The organism is Thiovibrio frasassiensis, assembly GCF_029607905.1.
GTDB lineage: Bacteria > Desulfobacterota > Desulfobulbia > Desulfobulbales > Desulfurivibrionaceae > Thiovibrio > Thiovibrio frasassiensis.
On the sequence record NZ_JAPHEH010000001.1, the window covers coordinates 1717114 to 1734100 of the forward strand.

General features: G+C 56.2%; 16 protein-coding genes. 10 read left to right on the forward strand and 6 right to left on the reverse strand.

From position 1 onward, the window contains the following. Positions 1-13: 13 nt before the first annotated feature. From tsaE to OLX77_RS08170, 3 genes are read right to left on the reverse strand one after another with little or no spacing between them, the layout of a single operon-like run. Positions 14-511, reverse strand: a complete 498-nt coding sequence (tsaE, locus tag OLX77_RS08160; RefSeq protein WP_307633099.1) for a tRNA (adenosine(37)-N6)-threonylcarbamoyltransferase complex ATPase subunit type 1 TsaE — start codon at positions 509-511, stop codon at positions 14-16. A gap of 1 nt (position 512) precedes the next feature. Continuing rightward, positions 513-785 (reverse strand): hypothetical protein, encoded by a 273-nt coding sequence (locus OLX77_RS08165; protein WP_307633100.1) that lies wholly within the window; start codon positions 783-785, stop codon positions 513-515. Further along, on the reverse strand, positions 782-1828 hold the full coding sequence (locus tag OLX77_RS08170; protein WP_307633101.1) for an NAD(P)/FAD-dependent oxidoreductase: 1047 nt from the start codon (positions 1826-1828) through the stop codon (positions 782-784). Before OLX77_RS08170 ends, OLX77_RS08165 begins: the two co-directional genes overlap by 4 nt. 217 nt (positions 1829-2045) lie before the next feature. Here OLX77_RS08170 and OLX77_RS08175 point away from each other — a divergent pair, with 217 nt between their 5' ends. From OLX77_RS08175 to OLX77_RS08190, 4 genes are all read left to right on the forward strand, one after another. Then, on the forward strand, positions 2046-3416 hold the full coding sequence (locus tag OLX77_RS08175) for a M23 family metallopeptidase (protein ID WP_307633102.1): 1371 nt from the start codon (positions 2046-2048) through the stop codon (positions 3414-3416). Positions 3417-3419: 3 nt separating this feature from the next. Next, positions 3420-5264, forward strand: a complete 1845-nt coding sequence (mutL, locus tag OLX77_RS08180) for a DNA mismatch repair endonuclease MutL (RefSeq protein WP_307633103.1) — start codon at positions 3420-3422, stop codon at positions 5262-5264. 122 nt (positions 5265-5386) lie between these two features. Further along, positions 5387-6277, forward strand: coding sequence for a phosphoribosylaminoimidazolesuccinocarboxamide synthase (locus OLX77_RS08185; protein WP_371877504.1), 891 nt, complete (start codon positions 5387-5389; stop codon positions 6275-6277). A 210-nt stretch (positions 6278-6487) separates the two neighbouring features. Then, positions 6488-7201, forward strand: coding sequence for a hypothetical protein (locus OLX77_RS08190; RefSeq protein ID WP_307633105.1), 714 nt, complete (start codon positions 6488-6490; stop codon positions 7199-7201). A 10-nt stretch (positions 7202-7211) separates the two neighbouring features. On the opposite strand, the gene OLX77_RS08195 is transcribed toward OLX77_RS08190, so the two are convergent. The 3 genes from OLX77_RS08195 to OLX77_RS08205 all read right to left on the reverse strand — a co-directional run bounded on the left by OLX77_RS08195 (position 7212) and on the right by OLX77_RS08205 (position 10054). Then, the gene (locus tag OLX77_RS08195) at positions 7212-8153 is read right to left on the reverse strand and encodes a DnaJ C-terminal domain-containing protein (protein WP_307633106.1); all 942 of its coding nucleotides are present in this window, start codon (positions 8151-8153) and stop codon (positions 7212-7214) included. A gap of 111 nt (positions 8154-8264) precedes the next feature. Beyond that, complete coding sequence (locus OLX77_RS08200; RefSeq protein ID WP_307633107.1) at positions 8265-8675, reverse strand: single-stranded DNA-binding protein; 411 nt, start codon at positions 8673-8675, stop codon at positions 8265-8267. A gap of 239 nt (positions 8676-8914) precedes the next feature. After that, entirely contained in the window at positions 8915-10054 is a 1140-nt protein-coding gene (locus OLX77_RS08205) for an SPL family radical SAM protein (protein ID WP_307633108.1), read from the reverse strand. Positions 10055-10295: 241 nt separating this feature from the next. On the opposite strand from OLX77_RS08205, the gene OLX77_RS08210 reads away from it, so the two are divergent. From OLX77_RS08210 to OLX77_RS08235, 6 genes are all read left to right on the forward strand, one after another. Beyond that, positions 10296-11420 carry a hydrogenase small subunit gene (locus OLX77_RS08210; RefSeq protein ID WP_307633109.1) on the forward strand — a complete coding sequence of 375 codons (1125 nt, stop codon included), beginning with the start codon at positions 10296-10298 and terminating at the stop codon, positions 11418-11420. A 3-nt stretch (positions 11421-11423) separates the two neighbouring features. Beyond that, complete coding sequence (gene hybA / locus OLX77_RS08215; protein ID WP_307633110.1) at positions 11424-12374, forward strand: hydrogenase 2 operon protein HybA; 951 nt, start codon at positions 11424-11426, stop codon at positions 12372-12374. A gap of 39 nt (positions 12375-12413) precedes the next feature. Then, positions 12414-13550: a Ni/Fe-hydrogenase cytochrome b subunit gene (hybB, locus tag OLX77_RS08220; RefSeq protein ID WP_307633111.1), complete on the forward strand. Its 1137-nt coding sequence runs from the start codon at positions 12414-12416 to the stop codon at positions 13548-13550. Between the two features lie 203 nt (positions 13551-13753). Then, the gene (locus OLX77_RS08225) at positions 13754-15457 is read left to right on the forward strand and encodes a nickel-dependent hydrogenase large subunit (protein WP_307633112.1); all 1704 of its coding nucleotides are present in this window, start codon (positions 13754-13756) and stop codon (positions 15455-15457) included. A gap of 73 nt (positions 15458-15530) precedes the next feature. Continuing rightward, positions 15531-16019, forward strand: coding sequence for a HyaD/HybD family hydrogenase maturation endopeptidase (locus OLX77_RS08230; protein WP_307633113.1), 489 nt, complete (start codon positions 15531-15533; stop codon positions 16017-16019). Positions 16020-16201: 182 nt separating this feature from the next. Next, complete coding sequence (locus OLX77_RS08235; RefSeq protein WP_307633114.1) at positions 16202-16876, forward strand: response regulator; 675 nt, start codon at positions 16202-16204, stop codon at positions 16874-16876. Positions 16877-16987: the final 111 nt, after the last annotated feature.

Consider the following 16987-nt stretch of genomic DNA (forward strand, 5'->3'; position numbering starts at 1 on the left):
GCTTTCCTTTCTTTCACTCCTCGCTGCTTGGCGAGAGCCACTTCTTGCTGTCCTGCAGTGCTACGATTTTTTCCCGCCATCCCCCGCCATGTCCGGTTATCTCCGCGAGCCGTGCGGTTTCGTTCAGCAGGGTGATCTCGATATGGAGCCGCTCCTCGGGCATGAGGCTGCCCAGTCTGTCGGGCCATTCGATCACGGTGAGTCCTGTTCCGTAGAGATACTCCAGCAGCCCGATCTCCTCGATTTCGGTTTCATCGCTCAATCGATACAGATCCAGATGATAGAGGGGCAGCCGGCCGGGATATTCGTGCAGGAGGCTGAAGGTGGGGCTGGTGATATAGTAGGCTTCCGGCACCTGTAACCCCTGGCCGATGGCCTGGGTGAGGGTGGTTTTCCCTGCCCCGAGAGAGCCGCCCAGGGTGATCACCTCACCGGGGCGGGCAACCTTTCCGAGATAGCGGCCCAAGGCGAGGGTGGTGTGTAGATCCGGCAGGGGAATGGTGAGGGTCATCTTAATTGTATTTCTTATGGCAGAAGAGGCACCGGTATTTCGGGGGATGATCCTTGGGGAGAGGGGCCAAGCCATCGGGGGCATGGCAGGTACCGCAATGCTTTTCCGCTGCCTTTTTTTCCATGGCATAAAATTGGAGATGATTTGCATCGCGGGGCAGCTTGGTGGTTGATTCGGGCGGGGCCTTGAGTAAAAAGACCAGGATGGCACTGCAGCTGGCGATAAAGAGGAGATTGAGCAACCGGGTTTTCTTTTTGTTGGGCTCTGGGTTCACAGGAAGATCCTTCGTGAGGGTTGGTCAATTCCCATTTCCAGGGAGCTGAAGGGGAGAAGACCGGTGCGCAGGCAGAAAACCAGTCCCTCCAAAATAAGTTTGCCGGTCAGCGGATGGCCGGAGGCCAACTCGAGAATGCGAGCATGTTGCTGGTGTTTCTTGATGAGCTGGGTCATTTTTTTGCTTTCATACCCTGGATGCAGGATGGTGCGAGCAACCTCTTCCCCGGAAATGATGGCGGAATAGATTCCTTCCCCGGTGAGGCCCGAGGCCAGGCCGGCCGCATCGCCAACCAGAAAGCGGTTGTTGAAACGGTAGCCGCGAAAATCGAAGTTGATCAGGGCGGCCTGGGGCTGACGGGATTTGAGCTCAAGGTTGTGGCGGGCACCCCAATGGTGCAGGCTGTTCAGCAGATCCCCTGGTTTGCTGGTGCTGCGCCGGGCATATACCCCGATGGAAGCGCTATCCTGATGGGGGAAGATCCAGGCGTAGCCATTGCCGAAAAGATCGGTGTTGAGATGCCACTGCATTTCGGGGAAGTTTCCCGGCACCTGGTAATTGATGCCGACCCCGATGTTTTCGGTGGGAATCCCGAGCTGACGCCGGACCACGGAACTGCTGCCATCGGCGCCCACCAGAAAAGAAAAGCCAAACTCTTCCCCGCCCCGGGTGTGGACCCGGTCGTCGCTGATTTTGAGCACCAGGGTGTTGGTGGCGATGGTGACTCCGGCGGCCACGGCTCTGTCCGCCATCCACCGGCCGAGTCTGCCTCGGTCAACGGTGCGGATAATCGGGGTGTCGTCTTGGACCATGGCATGTTGCCAGTTGCTGCGGATATGCTGTTGGACAAAGGAGCGTTCCCAAAGGGTTTCCGGGAAGCCGAGACCCTGGGCCGCAGAGGGAATGCCGCCGGCGCAAACCTTGGGGCCGATGGTGCTGTTGCGTTCAAGGACCAGGACCTCTTTGCCCTGTCGTGCGAGATGGGTGGCGCATGCCAGTCCTCCCGGGCCACCGCCGACGATGACGGTATGGAAATTTTTCATGGTCGTTGCCTCCGATTCCCTGCGGAAAAACAGATCGCACACTATATGAGGATAGCTTTTCCTGTCAAGATATTAAGAGCTCTGGAATCACGGAACGGTTCATGGTATTATCGCAAGAATTTTAAAACGATTGCGAGCCTTGGGGATACCCCTGCGGGGCAACGTTTTCACATTAAATGAGTCTCATTTGAGGGACGTTGTGTAAAAGGATGGATGTATGAAGCTTGACCCGTTTGATAAGGTGGTAAAAAAAAGGAACGGATTTCCCTTGTTGATTCTTGGGGGGGCAGGGTTACTTGGTCTTATTCTGGCTGCGTTTTTTTGGTTGATGGGGGATATAGAAAAGCCGCAGGTGACCATCGCGGCGGATAGCGTCCAAATCGGTCTGGACAAGCAGGTTTCCTTTGAGATCAAGGATGCAAAGAGCGGTCTCCGTTCCATCGAGGTGGCATTGGTTCAGGAAAACAAGAAAGTCTTGCTGTTTGGGAAAACCTATCCCCGGAAGGGCTATTTAGCTGGAGCCGGGCCGCAAAAGATAGAAGAAACCATCGAGATAAAGGCAAAAGAGCTTGGTTTTAAGGACGGTGCGGCTGAACTGGTGGTTACGGCGGCTGATTTTTCCTGGTGGAACTGGCTGCGAGGGAATAGCACCGTTAACGCTTCTGCGATCACCATCGACACCAAGCCTCCGATGATCAGTGTGATGGAATCGCCTACCTATATCAAGGGCGGCGGCGCGGGGGTGGTTGTCTACCGGGTCAGCGAACCAGCGGGCCGCCATGGAGTGTTGGTCAACGATATATTTTATCCCGGTTTTGCCATGCCTAAACGGGGAGAAGGGGTCTATGGCGCCTGTCTGGGGTTGCCGTACGATATCGCCGTCATCGAAAAGGCTTTTGTCGTGGCGGCGGACCGGGCCGGCAATGAGGCCAAGGCTCCCTTTACTATGGCTCTGCATGTGCGCAAGGTTGTCAGTGATAAGATCACCATCAGCGATGGGTTCCTTTCCGCCAAGTTGCCGGAATTTGCCAGTCATTATCCGGAGCTCGCCGGCACGCCGGTTGAGCAGTATATCAAGGTAAACAATGAGGTCCGGGCGGCGAATTATAAAAAAATCCAGGAGGTTTGTGCGAAGTTCCAGCCCGAGCGGTTATGGGATGGCCGTTTCGGACGGATGGAAGGGAGCCCCCGGGCCGGATACGCCGATCACCGCACCTACCTCTATAACGGCGAAAAGATCGATGAGCAGGTGCATCTTGGCGTTGATATCGCCTCGCTCGAACATGCCAATGTCGAGGCCGCCAATCGGGGGCTGGTGGTTTTTGCCGAATACCTGGGGATTTACGGGAATACCGTTATTCTTGATCACGGGCAGGGGATCTTCAGCCTCTATTCTCACCTGAGCCAGATCGAGGTCCCGTTGCATACCATGGTCGAGAAGGGGACCGTCATAGGGCTTTCCGGCACCACCGGCATGGCTGGCGGTGATCATCTCCACTTCGGCCTCCTGGTCAACGGGATCTTTGTCGATCCGATTGAATGGTGGGATGAGGAGTGGTTGAAAATTCATATGTTGAGTGTTCTCTAAACGTTGTCCAGGATCAGGGTTCTTCCGGAAAATCTGGCCAACCAGATAGCCGCCGGTGAGGTGGTCGAACGGCCTGCCTCGGTGGTCAAGGAGCTGCTGGAAAATGCCATCGATGCAGGGGCCAGCCAGGTCACCATCCAGGTGGAAGGGGATGGCACGCGCCTGATTCGGGTGATTGACGATGGCTCCGGCATGGATCAGGATGATGTGTTGCTCTGTCTGGAGCGCCATGCCACCAGCAAGATTACCAGCCTTGGGGAACTTGGCTCCATCCGAACCCTGGGGTTTCGGGGAGAGGCCGTACCCAGTATCGCCTCGGTGGCCCGCTTGCGGATCACCTCGCGTCCGGCGACGGAACCTTTGGGGACCCAGGTTGATCTCCGTTTTGGCCGGATTCTCAAGGTGCACGAGATGGGGGGAAGTCCAGGGACCTCTTTTGAGGTGACGGACCTTTTCGGTAATGTTCCCGCCCGGAAAAAATTCTTGAAATCCACCAGAACGGAACTGGCCCATATTGAAGAGGTGGTAAAGAATTATGCCTTGGCCCGTCCGGGAATTGGGGTGCGTTTTACGGTGGACGGCCGCGAGCTTCTTCAGCTTCCAGCCGGGCTGGACACCCCCAGAAGCAGGGTGGAACGGATTCTTGGCAAAGGAAGTACCGTTCTGGTGGCGGTGGGCCACCAGGATCAGATCGGCAACGAGCACGCTCTTCTGGTTTCCGGCTTTCTTCTCCCGCCGGACGGGCCGGCCTCTGCCCGGTTGCGGATCTTTGTCAACGGGCGGGCGATCCATGACCGGTTGGTAAGCCATGCGGTGAACGAAGGGCTCCAGAACTATCTCATGAAAGGGCGGGGGCCGGGCGGGGTGATTTTTCTGCGCATGCCGCTGGAGAGCGTTGATGTGAACGTTCACCCCACCAAGCAGGAGGTCCGGTTTCACAAGCCGGCCCTGGTGCATCAGGCCGTGGTCGCTGCGGTGCAGAGTGGTATAGCGGATTATCAGCAGACCTTGAAGCAGGAAATTTTCCGCCCCTGGCCTGCTGCATCTGGTACGGTGCCGGATGCACTCATCTCCGCCAAGAGCTATGCGCCGGTTTGCGGGAATCCGGCGCTTGCGGTGCAGGAGCCGCTGCCCTTGGTTAAGGCCCCCTCTGCTTCAGAGGGGGCTCAGAGCCCTGTGCCTGCGATGGGGGGATTTGGGCCGACAGAGGAAGAGGGGCGTGCGGCAGATCTGCCTCAGGCTCCGGGGGGCTCAGAGGGAGAGGATGTGCCGCATGGCAGATTGCGTTATCTCGGCCAGTTGCTGGACACCTATCTGTTATGCGCTACGGAAAATGGCTTGCTTGCCATTGATCAGCATGCCGCCCATGAACGCTTGCTCTTTGAGAGGCTGAAAAGACAGTTTGCCAGCAAAAAGATCGTCCGCCAGACCCTCTTGTTTCCAAAGGTCATGGAGTGCAGTCTGGAGGAGCTTCAGATCCTCAGCCAGTATGCGGAGGAGATTGGTGCCCTTGGGGTCGAGATAGAGGATTTCGGCGGGGGCAGCCAGGTGGTGAAAGCCGTGCCCGCGGTGCTTGGCCGTTCTCCGGTGGAGGAGGTGCTGGCCGGGATTTTTGCCCGCTTTGCTGAGCCAGGCACCGGCAAAGGCGGGGTGCGGGCCGAGGAGGTGCTTTCCGACATGGCCTGCAAGGCAGCGATCCGGGCAGGGCAAAGGTTGACCCCCAAGGAAGCCGAAGCCCTGCTTGAGGAGATGCAGCGGGCCGAGGTTTTCTCCCATTGCCCCCATGGTCGCCCCGTGGCCAAGAGCTTTACCGCCCATGACATTAAGAAGTGGTTCTATCGCGGCTGAGTCCGGCTAAAAAAAATATCGCACAAGCGGATTGGAAAATGTATCCTTTTTGCAAAGGATCAGGCATGTCCATGCCCTTGCCGCTGCTGCGCCACTGTAAATTTTTCGATAAGGAAGACGTCATGACCACACCGGTAAGCCAAACGAATTTTGCCAATCTCCATCTGCTGCACCGCGGCAAGGTCCGGGATCTCTACGAGGTGGAAGACCAGCTGCTGATGGTGGCCTCGGACCGGATCTCCGCCTTTGACGTGATCATGGACGATCCCATCCCCAACAAGGGTGCGATCTTGACCAAGCTCTCTCTTTTCTGGTTTGACTATCTCAAAGACATTGTCCCCAATCACCTGATTACGGCAAATGTCGAGGAATATCCGGCAATATGCGCTCCCTATCGGGATCAGCTCGCGGGCAGGAGCCTGCTGGTGAAAAAGGCCAAGCCCCTGCCGGTGGAGTGTATCGTCCGCGGGTATCTTTCCGGCTCCTTCTGGCAGGCATATAAAAAAGATCCCACCGTCTGCGGCTTTGCCTTGCCGGCAGGCATGCAGGAATCGGACAAGTTTCCCGAACCGCTTTTTACCCCGTCCACCAAGGCGGCGCTCGGCCTGCACGATGAGAACATCTCCGTGGCCGAGATGGAAAAAATCGTGGGCAAGGAACAGACCGCCCGGATCAAAGAGATCTGTGTGCGCCTTTATGAAAAGGCAGCGGACTATGCTCGCAGCAAGGGGATCATTATTGCCGACACCAAGTTTGAATTGGGCATCTATAACGGCGAGATCATCCTCATCGATGAGGTGCTGACTCCCGATTCTTCCCGGTTCTGGCCGGAAGATCAATACCGGCCCGGCGCCGGCCAGCCGAGTTTTGACAAGCAGTTTCTCCGGGACTATCTTTCCACCCTCAATTGGGGGAAAACCCCGCCGCCGCCCAAGCTGCCCCAAGAGATCATCGACAAAACCGCATCCCGTTATCGGGAGGCCCTGCTCAAGATAACCGGCGGAGATATTTAGGAGCCGTTACGAAATAAGCCTTGCGGTTTCGTTACGGCTCCTTATGCCGATATTGTCGAGCAGAAGATTGAGTTCAGTGAGAGAACGGCTTAGGAGCCGTTACGAAATATTCGTTTCGGTTTCATTCCTGCTCGTTATGCAGGTTGTTGGGGTGCCGTTTCTTTTTGGCGGACCTGTGAGCTGAAAATCCTTGTGCTGCGAGGTGTTGTGATGCCGAGGCCCGTTGTCGGGGCCCTGTTTAAAGACGTTGCCCTCATACTGCTGCTCTGTGTTCCGTTCGGACTTGCCGGCTGCGGTGTGTCCGGGAGCAATAGCAACAAAGGTGTCAGGGATTTTTTTACCCCGACCGATGTCAGCATTATTCGTCACCATGTGCAACTGTATCGCGGTTCCTTGCGTGACTTCACCGTCCGCCTGTATGCCAAGAACCCCAAGTATGAAAAGGATCCGTCCCGACAACGGCAGAAAATCGATTCCATCTTTGGCCAATTGCCCACCGGGGAGCAGGTCTACGCCTTCAAGCCCTCCCATGAGATACTCGCTGCGGCCTTTCAAGGGGAGGTGAGTGAGCCGGATCGGGTCTATCTCTTGAGTCTCGGCCTGTGGAAGGGGATCCAGGAGGCCTACCATGTTCGGGATGAGGGGGTTTTTTTCAGCGGCCTGCAGATTTCTTTGGAGCGGCTGCAGCGGCTCCATCATAATGTCAGTCAGGTGAACTGGCGGTTGAAGACTTACAAGGATAAGGACGGGAAGCTGCTGTTTGTCACCAACGAAGCCGGGGAAAACGGCTACATCAATATGGGCTACGAGGTTATCATGACCCAGATCCTCACCCGCATTGAAGATGATATCATCATGCGGGGAGGGCTGCCCGAGAAGTACATCTTCAGTGTTTCCACCATGTTTCTCGGCATTGTTATCTAATCCGGCACTTCTAAAGACCGGATTCTTTCAGGCTGTTCACCAACTCCCGCTGTTCCTCCGACAAGGTCTTCGGCACCGCCACCACGATTTTTACCAGCAGGTCACCGCGTGCTCCTCCCGGGCTTTCTGGCAGCCCCTGTTTGCGCAGGCGAAGTTTTGCCTGGGGCTGACAGCCGGGCGGAACCTTGACCTTGAGTTGTTTGCCGTCCAGGGTGGGGACTTCCACCTCCGCGCCAAACACGGCGGAGCTGTAAGGTATTTGCAGGTCCATGCTGAGGTCGGCCCCTTCCCGGGTAAAGGTCGGGTGCGGTTCGACCCTGATCAGCAGATAGAGGTCGCCCGGCGGCCCACCCATGGGGGAGGGGGAGCCCTTGCCGGAAACCCGCAGTTTCTTGCCGGTTTCGATTCCGGCCGGAATTCTTACGGAAACCTTTTCCGCTGCAGCGCCGCGGCCAAGGGAGATGGTTTTTTCCGTCCCGGTCAGCACATCAAGCAGGGTGATCGGCAGTTCCAGGGAAAGATCATTGCCCTTCACCGGCTGCTGCTGGCGGAAATCCTGAAAGCCCTGGCTGCTCCGGCCGGTTGCTCCTGGCTGATGGAACATCTCATCGAATATGCTGCCCCCCGAGCCGCCGCTTCGGAAGGTGGTGCGTCCGCCGCCGAAGTTGATCCCGAATTCCCGCAGGATATCGCCCAGGTCGGCGTTGCGGAAAATATCTTCCTGTGAATAGCGCTGCTGGAAGCCTGCGGAGCCGAAGGAATCGTATTGCTGCCGCTTTTCCTTGTCGGAGAGAACGGCGTACGCCTCGCTGATCTTTTTAAACTGCTCCTCCGCCTCCTTGTTGTCCTTATTGCGGTCCGGGTGGTACTTGAGGGCAAGTTTGCGGTAGGCTTTCTTGATTTCCTCCGGGGTAGCGCTTTTTTCCACACCGAGTAATTTATAGTAATCCATACCTGCCTGCCTGTCCTGGGCCTTCATTGCAAAAGGGAATCGTTCATAATCAGCAAACCCCAGTCAGAAAATAATCTGCCTGGGGTTGTTCGCGTTTTTCAGCAGGGAACTCTAGAACGGAACGTCATCGCCCATGACCGGCTCGGGGAAAGGCTGGTCGTTGTACTGCTGAGACTGGGAGGAATCTCCACTGCTGCCGCGGGGGGAGAGCATCTTCATCTCCCGGGCCACGATCTCGGTGGTGTATTTGGTATTGCCGTCTTTGTCATCCCATTTGCGGGTCTGCAGTCTGCCTTCGATGAAGACCTTGGAGCCCTTTGAGAGGTATTCGCCGCAAATCTCCCCCAAGCGGCCGAAGGCGACGATCCGGTGCCATTCGGTCAGCTCTTCCTTGGAGCCGTCCTGCTTCTTCCAGGTTTCGGTGGTGGCCACATTGAAGCTGGCGATGGCTGCCCCTGCCTGCGAGTAACGTACTTCCGGGTCTTTGCCGAGGTTGCCGATGAGGATGACTTTATTGACCATTTCTTCTCCTTATATTTTTGATCAGGTTTGCAAAAAAAAATGAGGTGCGGTTGTGATAGCCCGCCCATCATAACGGCTATTCCCTGCGCCTGCACCAACCTTTTCCTGGGGCGGGATTTCACTTGATCTCGCGCTTGGCTGTCAGGGAACGATATACCATAGTAAGGATGGGGTGGGTAAAAATCAACACCCAAAAGCGATTCGGTAATTGGCGTAACCCGTGGTTGCAGGCTGCGGATTCAGCTGGGGGTGCATTTTATTCGCGCAGCCAGATCGAGCATGCCGGGCAAGCCGCCTTTTTCTTCCGGAGAAAAGCCAAAAACATCCCGCCAGATCTCATCGCTTTCCATGCAGAAATAGAGGCAGGTGTCCGGGTCCAGGTGGCGGGAAAGGTGTTCTGCCATGAACCGGTACATCTCGGTGCGCAGCGGTCGGAAATATCGATATTTGTTGTCCAGCCCGAGGACAAACTCTTCATGGAAAAACCGGGAGCTGGGGAAACGGCTGGTGGCGATGCCCCTCAGGGCAGGAAGAAAGCGCAACGCTCCCATGCTGATCCAGACGATGCTCGCGGCCGGCACCGTGGCAAAGAGCCGGTCGATGGTCTCTTTGTAGCCCTTTTCCCAGCCGGGATGATAGATGAGCGGGTCGAAATGAAAGGCCAGCTTATAGCCCCATTCGGCGCACTGGGCCGCCGCAGCCAACCGCTGCTCCAGGGTGGCGGTGCGCAGTTCTTCCTTACCCATGATTTCCGTACTGTTGAGCGACCAGGCCATGATGGTGCGGCCGCCATGCTCGCTGTGCTCCAGATTGTCCAGAGCCACCGCCTTTGATTTCAGCTCAAGCACCGCATTGGGCTGATCCTTGAAAAATTCGATGAGGATTCGGCTCAAGCCCGTGACCCGGTCCAGGGCCATGGAGTCGGTAAATTCTCCGGTGCCGATGCGCCGGAAGGTCTGCGGAGTTTCGGCGAAGGCAGTGGTGAGTTCGGCCAGTAGATCATCGGTATTCACAAAAAAAGAAAGCCAGGGGTTGTTCAGGTAGGCTTGCAGAATGCAATACACGCAATCCATGGGGCAGTTCATCCCCACATTGAGCACCTGGTAGTCGCAACAGCGGTATTCCCTCGTGGCGGGGCAGGGCTTGAGGAAGCGGCCCCGGTTTTTGCAGAGGACAAGATGTTTCTTTCCGCTCGTGAGGCTCTGGGGGCCGAAGGTGGCAGGTGAAAGATCCGGGCCGGAGCGGGGCGGAATAACCCGTACCGTGCGTCCCGGGAGATTGGCCAGGATATTTTTGGTGAGGGGGAGATCCCGGCAATCATCCTCCACATACAGATGCTGGATAATGTCGGCCGGATTAAATTTGGCGGTATGCGGCATGGTGTTGGGTTTTCCTCTTTGCCTTTTGGTTGCGCACCATACCGCAAAGAATCGGGTCGGCCAATGAGAAAATTCTTGACCCCCGGGTGAAAACTGCACTACCATTTTCTAGGTGTTTGTACCTATGCTTATCGGGCTTGACTTGTGACCGGCCGTTATGGTGCAATAACGAATAATCTTTTGAAGTTCCGCTGTTATTGAGAATGGAGAGAACTCTCCACACACGTAAAAGAGGCGAACGATGAAAGAGCAGGATTTTTCCAGGGTCAGAGACCGTCTGAACGGGATATCACGTCGTGATTTTATGAAATTCTGTACGGTGATGGCTGCCGGCATGGGGCTTCCCCTTGAGGTTGTGCCGCAGATCGCGGCGGCGGTCACCGCCCCGCAACGGCCCCCGGTGATCTGGCTTTCCGGTTCGGCCTGTACCGGCTGTACCGAATCGTTGCTGCGGCCCTCCCATCCCTCCCTCGAGCATCTGATTCTTGATCTTATCTCCCTTGATTACAACGAAACTCTCAATGCCGGAGCCGGACATCAGGCGGAAGCGGCTTTGCAGGATTCGATTCACAAGAATGCAGGAAAGTTCATCCTTGTGGTGGAAGGCGCCATTCCCGTTAAAGATGGCGGGGTGTACTGCATGATCGGCGGCAAGCCTTTCAGTGAAATTGTCCGTGATACCGCAGCCAAAGCCGCGGCTGTTGTTGCCATTGGCTCCTGTGCTTCCTGGGGCGGGGTTGCCGCGGCAAAGCCGAACCCCACCGGCTGCATCGGCGCGCCTGAGTTTCTCAAGGGCAAGACCGTGGTGACGATCCCCGGCTGTCCGCCCAATGCCTATAATTTCCTTTCCACCGTGATCCACTTCCTGACCTTTAAAAAACTCCCCGCGCTCGATGAAAAAGGGAGGCCGAAATTCGCCTATGGCCGCCTCATTCACGAAAATTGCGAACGCCGGCCCCATTTTGACGCGGGCCGTTTTGCCCTCAAGTTCGGTGACGATGGGCATCGCAAAGGCTATTGCCTGTATAAGCTCGGTTGCAAGGGGCCGATGACCTTTGCCAACTGCCCGGCCATTCTTTTTAATGATGTGGGCCCAGGCGCTTGGCCGGTGGGTACCGGGCATCCCTGTTTCGGCTGCACCGAGGAAGGGGTGGGTTTTACTCTCCCCCTCCATGCTCAGGCTGACCTGAAGTACATCACCCCCGGGTCCGCATATCCGCATATCGTCTCCGAGCGGGGGGAAAGCGCCTCGGTGGGTGCTGCCGCCCTTGTTGCGGGCGTGGCGGGCGTGGCACTGGGAGCCGGGGTGGCGGTTGCCAAAAACCTTGGCCAGACCGAGCAAGAGTCTTCCTCAGAGGGAGAATAGGGTATGAAGATACGCCGCAGGGATTTATTAAAAGGGATCGCGGCCAGCGGGTTGCTGGTGGCGGCGGAACAAAGCCCGGCCCAAGCCAAACGGGCCAGAAAGGATTTGCCCCCCAATGCTGTTGGCATCCTGTACGACTCCACCCTCTGTATCGGTTGCAAGGTTTGCGAGTATGCCTGCAAACAGGCCAACAATATGCCGGTGGAACACACCAGCTCCAAAGAGGTGATGTGGGATGATCCCCAGGATTTGTCCGCCAAAACCCTGAATATCATCAAGCGCTACGGCGTTGAGGGGCCAAAAGATACGGTTGAGGGATTTGCCTTCATCAAGCGGCACTGCATGCACTGCCTTGATCCAGCCTGTGTTTCTGCCTGCCCAGCCTCGGCACTGGTGAAAAATCCCGAAAACGGGGTGGTGACCTATAATAAAAAGGCCTGTATTGGTTGCCGTTATTGTCAGGTGGCCTGTCCCTATAACATTCCCAAATTTGAATGGGATTCTCCCTTCCCGGAGATCGTCAAATGCCAGTTGTGCGCCCATCTTCTGGTCAAGGGCGGGATTTCCGCCTGCTGCGCTGCTTGTCCCACCGGCGCTTCATTGTTTGGTCCGGTTGAGAAGCTGCGTAGCGAGGCCAAGCGGCGCATGGCCATGGAGCCAGGAGAGTACTACGATTTTCCGGTGGCCAATATCGATGGCACTGAGGTGCAGCAGCATCGGGCCGGTGCTTATGTCCAGCATATCTATGGTGAGCGTGAGCTTGGCGGTTCTCAGGTCCTTTACCTGGCCGGAGTGCCGTTTGCCTCCCTCGGCTTGCCCGAACTGCCGGAGGATTCCTACGTCGCCTTGGCGGACGGCATCCAGTACGCGATTTACAAGGGCATGGTCTATCCCCTCGTGGTCCTGGGCGGTTTGATCTATATCATCCGGAACAGGGAAGAGAAAAAAGAGTAGGGATTTACATCCTGTTTTCTCACGGAAAGGAGTGTTCCCATGCAGGAAAGACAAGCATTAGGAGGCAAGGTACTGACCGTGCCTTTCAAGGTATGCGCAGCCATCGTGCTCATTGGCCTTTTTTTTCTCGGTAAACGGTTTATTTTTGGCATCGGTTCGGTCACCAACATGAACGACGGCTATCCTTGGGGGATCTGGATCGCCTATGATGTGGTGGTGGGTACGGCCCTGGCCTGCGCCGGGTATTCCATCGCCCTGATCGTCTATGTGTTTAACAAAGGTGAATATTCGCCCCTGGTGCGACCCGCCTTGATGACCAGCATGTTCGGCTACACCCTGGCCGGAATCTCGGTTATTTTCGACATCGGTCGCTACTGGCAGGCCTACAATATCTTTCTGCCGTGGCTCAGTAACTTGCATTCGGTGATGTTTGAGGTTGCTCTCTGTATCGGCACCTATATTCTGGTATTGTGGATGGAATTTGCCCCGACCCTGCTGGAAAAATTCAAAGCAGCCAGATTGCAGGCCAGGCTCAACCGGATCATCTTCGTCTTCATCGCCCTGGGCATCCTTCTGCCCACCATGCATCAGTCCTCCCTGGGCACCATGATGCTCATGGCCGGGCACAAGCTTTCCCCCCTCTGGTGGAGCGGCTTTCTCCCGCTGCTCTTTCTCATTACCGCCGTGGTCATCGGCTATGCCGCGGTGATCTTTGAGTCGCTTATTGCCTCGGTTGCCTTCAAGCGGCCGCTTGAGCTGCATCTGCTCAGTAAGATTTCAGCGCTCATGCCCTGGCTGCTTGGTCTGTATCTGGTAATTCGGATCGAGGATGTGAATCTGCGCGGCTATCTGCCCCTTGCCTTTGAAGGCGGGCTTTTGGGCAATCTCTTCCTGCTGGAAAATCTGTTGCTGCTTGCCGCCCTGCTGATCCTGGCCTATCCCAACAACCGACAGAATCCGCGCCTTTTGTTCATCGCTTCCTGCGCCATGTTGCTGGGCGGGAGCATGTACCGTTTCAATACCTACATTGTCGGGTTTGATCCCGGCACCGGCTGGCGGTATTTTCCCTCGGTGCCGGAACTGTTCATCACCTTCGGCATTATTGCCGCGGAAGTGATGGCCTACCTGTGGTTTGTCAAGACCTTGCCGGTATTGCCCAAATTCACTAAGGCATAAATTCGAAGGTAACTATTCAGCTCAGGGCTGGAAAGGTTCATAAAACACGAAACGTAATTGTTCAGCAGTGCCGCAGATGCACGGAAGAGGTCTGCGAAGTGTGCTGTTGCACACAAGCAGGCCGATGACAGCTAAGCGAGCGCAGCGAGACTGCGAAGCAAGATGCGGTGCTGCTGGGCAGTTACACCTGAAGGAGAGAGTGCATGGCTAAGAGAATCGTCGTTGATCCCATCACCAGAATCGAAGGGCATCTCCGGATTGATTGCGAGATTGACAACGGGAGGGTGACCAAGGCTTGGTCTTCCGGTCAGATGTGGCGCGGAATCGAGTTGATCCTCCAAGGCCGCGACCCGCGGGAGGCCTGGCTCTTCACCCAGCGGATCTGCGGGGTCTGCACCACTGTCCATGCCATTGCTTCGGTAAGGGCCGTGGAGAATGCCCTGAGCCTAGAGGTGCCCCTCAACGCCCAATACATCAGGAATATGATCATTGGCGCCCATGGGATATTTGATCATATTGTTCATTTTTATCATCTTTCCGCCCTGGACTGGGTGGACATCGTTTCCTCCCTTAAGGGCAGCCCCAAGGGGGCCGCAGCCCTTGGCCAGCAGCTTTCCCCCTGGCCCCGCAACAGCGAGCAGGAAATCCGGGCGGTGCAGGAAAAACTGAAAAGTTTTGTTGGTACCGGTCAGCTTGGCATCTTTGCCAGCGGCTACTGGGGACACCCGGCCATGAAACTCTCTCCGGACGTTAATCTGCTTGCCGCCACCCATTATTTCCAGGCCTTGGAATATCAGCGGAAGATCAACAAGGTGGTGGCCATTCTCGGCAGCAAGACCCCGCATATCCAGAATCTGGCCGTGGGCGGAGTTGCCAATCCCATCAACCCCGACAGCCAGTCCACCCTGACCATCGAGCGGCTTTTCTATATTAAAACCCTGATCGATGAAATCGGAGATTTTATTAAGAATGTCTATATGGTTGATGTCGCGGCCATCGGCGCTTTTTATGCGGAGTGGACCCAATACGGAGCCGGGGTGACCAATTATCTCTCGGTGCCGGATATGCCCCTGGACACCAAGGGGACAGCGTTTGATCTCCCTGGTGGGTACATCGGGGATGGCAAGGTGGGCTCGTTTAAGCCGATCACCGGCTTCAACGATGATTTCTTCAAGCAGGGGGTCAAGGAGGGGATCAAGCATTCCTGGTACAAGGGAGACTGGGACCGGCATCCCTGGGAGGAAGATACCGTGCCCCAGCACACCGATTTCCAGGACAACGGCAAGTATTCCTGGGTCAAGTCCCCGACCTTCAACGGCAAGCCGGCCCAGGTCGGACCATTGGCCAACGTATTGTGCATGTATGCCGCAGGGCACGCCCCGACCAAAACGTATACCGACATTCTCTTGGCAACAGTGAGCAAGCTGGCCGGAGCCAAGGTCGGGATCGCTGCCCTCCATTCCACCATCGGCCGTCATGCGGCCCGGGCGGTCCGGTGCGCGGTGTTGCACGACTCCCTGCTTGGCCAGTGGCAATCCTTGATGGACAACATCGGCAGGGGGGATTATGCAACCTTCAATGCCCCGGTCTTTCCGAAAGGAGAGCAGCGCGGGGTTGGTTTTCATGAGGCGCCGCGCGGGGTGTTGTCCCACTGGGTTGTGATCCAGGACGGCAAGATCAAGAATTATCAGTGCGTGGTCCCGTCCACCTGGAATGCCGGGCCCAGAAACAATAAAGACGAACCTGGCCCATACGAGGCCTCATTGTTGGGCAATCCGGTGGCGGATCCGGAAAAGCCTCTTGAGGTTTTGCGGACGGTCCATTCCTTTGACCCCTGCCTTGCCTGCGCCATCCATCTTCTGGATCCCGAGAGTCGGGAAATCGTCACCGTCAGGACCATGGTATAAAATCGTTGTTTGGCGTTTCTATTGAAAAGAGGCCGCCCCGGCTATCGGGACGGCCTCTTTTATAAGGAGGAGTATGGCTCTTAATATTTTGGTGCTTGGCGTAGGGAACGTCCTGTTGGCCGACGAGGGGGCGGGGGTACGAGCGGTGGAGCAACTCCAGCACCGCTATGTTTTTCCTCCCCAGGTGGAGCTGATCGATGGCGGGACCATGGGGCTTGATCTCCTCGGCTATCTTGATGATAAGAGCCATCTGTTCATTCTCGATGCAATCCTTTCGACTGAGCCTCCCGGTTCAGTGGTCATAAAAAAATTGCTTGACCCTCCAGCCTATTTCCGGCAGAAAATTTCCCCGCACCAGATCGGGATTTCCGAGCTTTTGGCTGTTGCGGCCATGCAGGATTGCCTGCCCCCCTCCATTACCCTCTTCGGCATTGTTCCTCTGGATTTGTCCACCGGCATTGAGATGTCTTCTGAGGTCAATTCCGCGGTGGCAGGGGTGGTTTCGGCCGTGGTCAAAGAGCTTGGCCTCCTCGGGGTTGAGGTGGCCTCGGCAATTCGTTGAGTTTTCCCCCTGGGGTATCGTCTTATCCATTTCCCGCGCCAACTCTGGAAAAAAGCTTGATCCTGATCTCCAAATAGTATTGTATAAAAACTCTATCCGCATCAGGGGGCGGCACGGCCAAGGCTGGTATGCGGGGTTGTCTGTTCCGGGAACATGGGACGTGTTTTTTTCTAGGAGAAAGGATGGCGAAGATCGCGGTTTTTGTGGCGGATGATCATTCCATCGTCAGGGAAGGGCTGCGGGAGATGCTTGCCAGAAGCAAAGATCTTGCGTTGGTTGGCGTGGCGGCGGATGGCGAGGTGGCTGTCAAGGAGATCCGGAGGTTGCAGCCGGACGTGGCGATCCTTGATATCGCCATGCCCATGGTCAGCGGCCTTGAATGCATCCCGCTTATTAAAAAAGATTCTCCCGGCACCGCAATCGTAATTCTGTCCATGTTTGCCCGCGAGATGTATGTGCATCAGGCATTGTCTGCCGGAGCCCATGGCTATGTGCTGAAAACCGCCCCCTGGTCCGAGATTCTTGAGGGGGTAAAGATGGTGGCGCAGGGCAAGTATTTTCTGAGCCGGGAGATCAATTCCGAACTTATCCGCGGTTACCTCAACAATGAGGAGCAGAAATCCGCCGAGTCGAGCAGGTATGACATGCTCTCCGATCGGGAACAGCAGATATTCCGGCTGGTCATTGAGGGAAACCCCACCAAACGCATAGCCGAGCTCTTGTGTCTTAGCCCGAAAACGGTGGAGAAACACCGTTCCAATATCAGCAAGAAGATCGGGATGAGCGAGCCATTGGCCATGTTGAAGTTTGCCATGAAGATTGGGGTGGCCGATCCCGATCTCTGGCCTGATTCATAAGGGGAGCAGGATTTGTTCGTGCTGGGCTCTCTCTCGCATCCCGGTTTTTTTACATGGCAAGAACGAGATAAAGATCCGTAACGCAATGGCCGTACGAATGGTTGTTTTGTG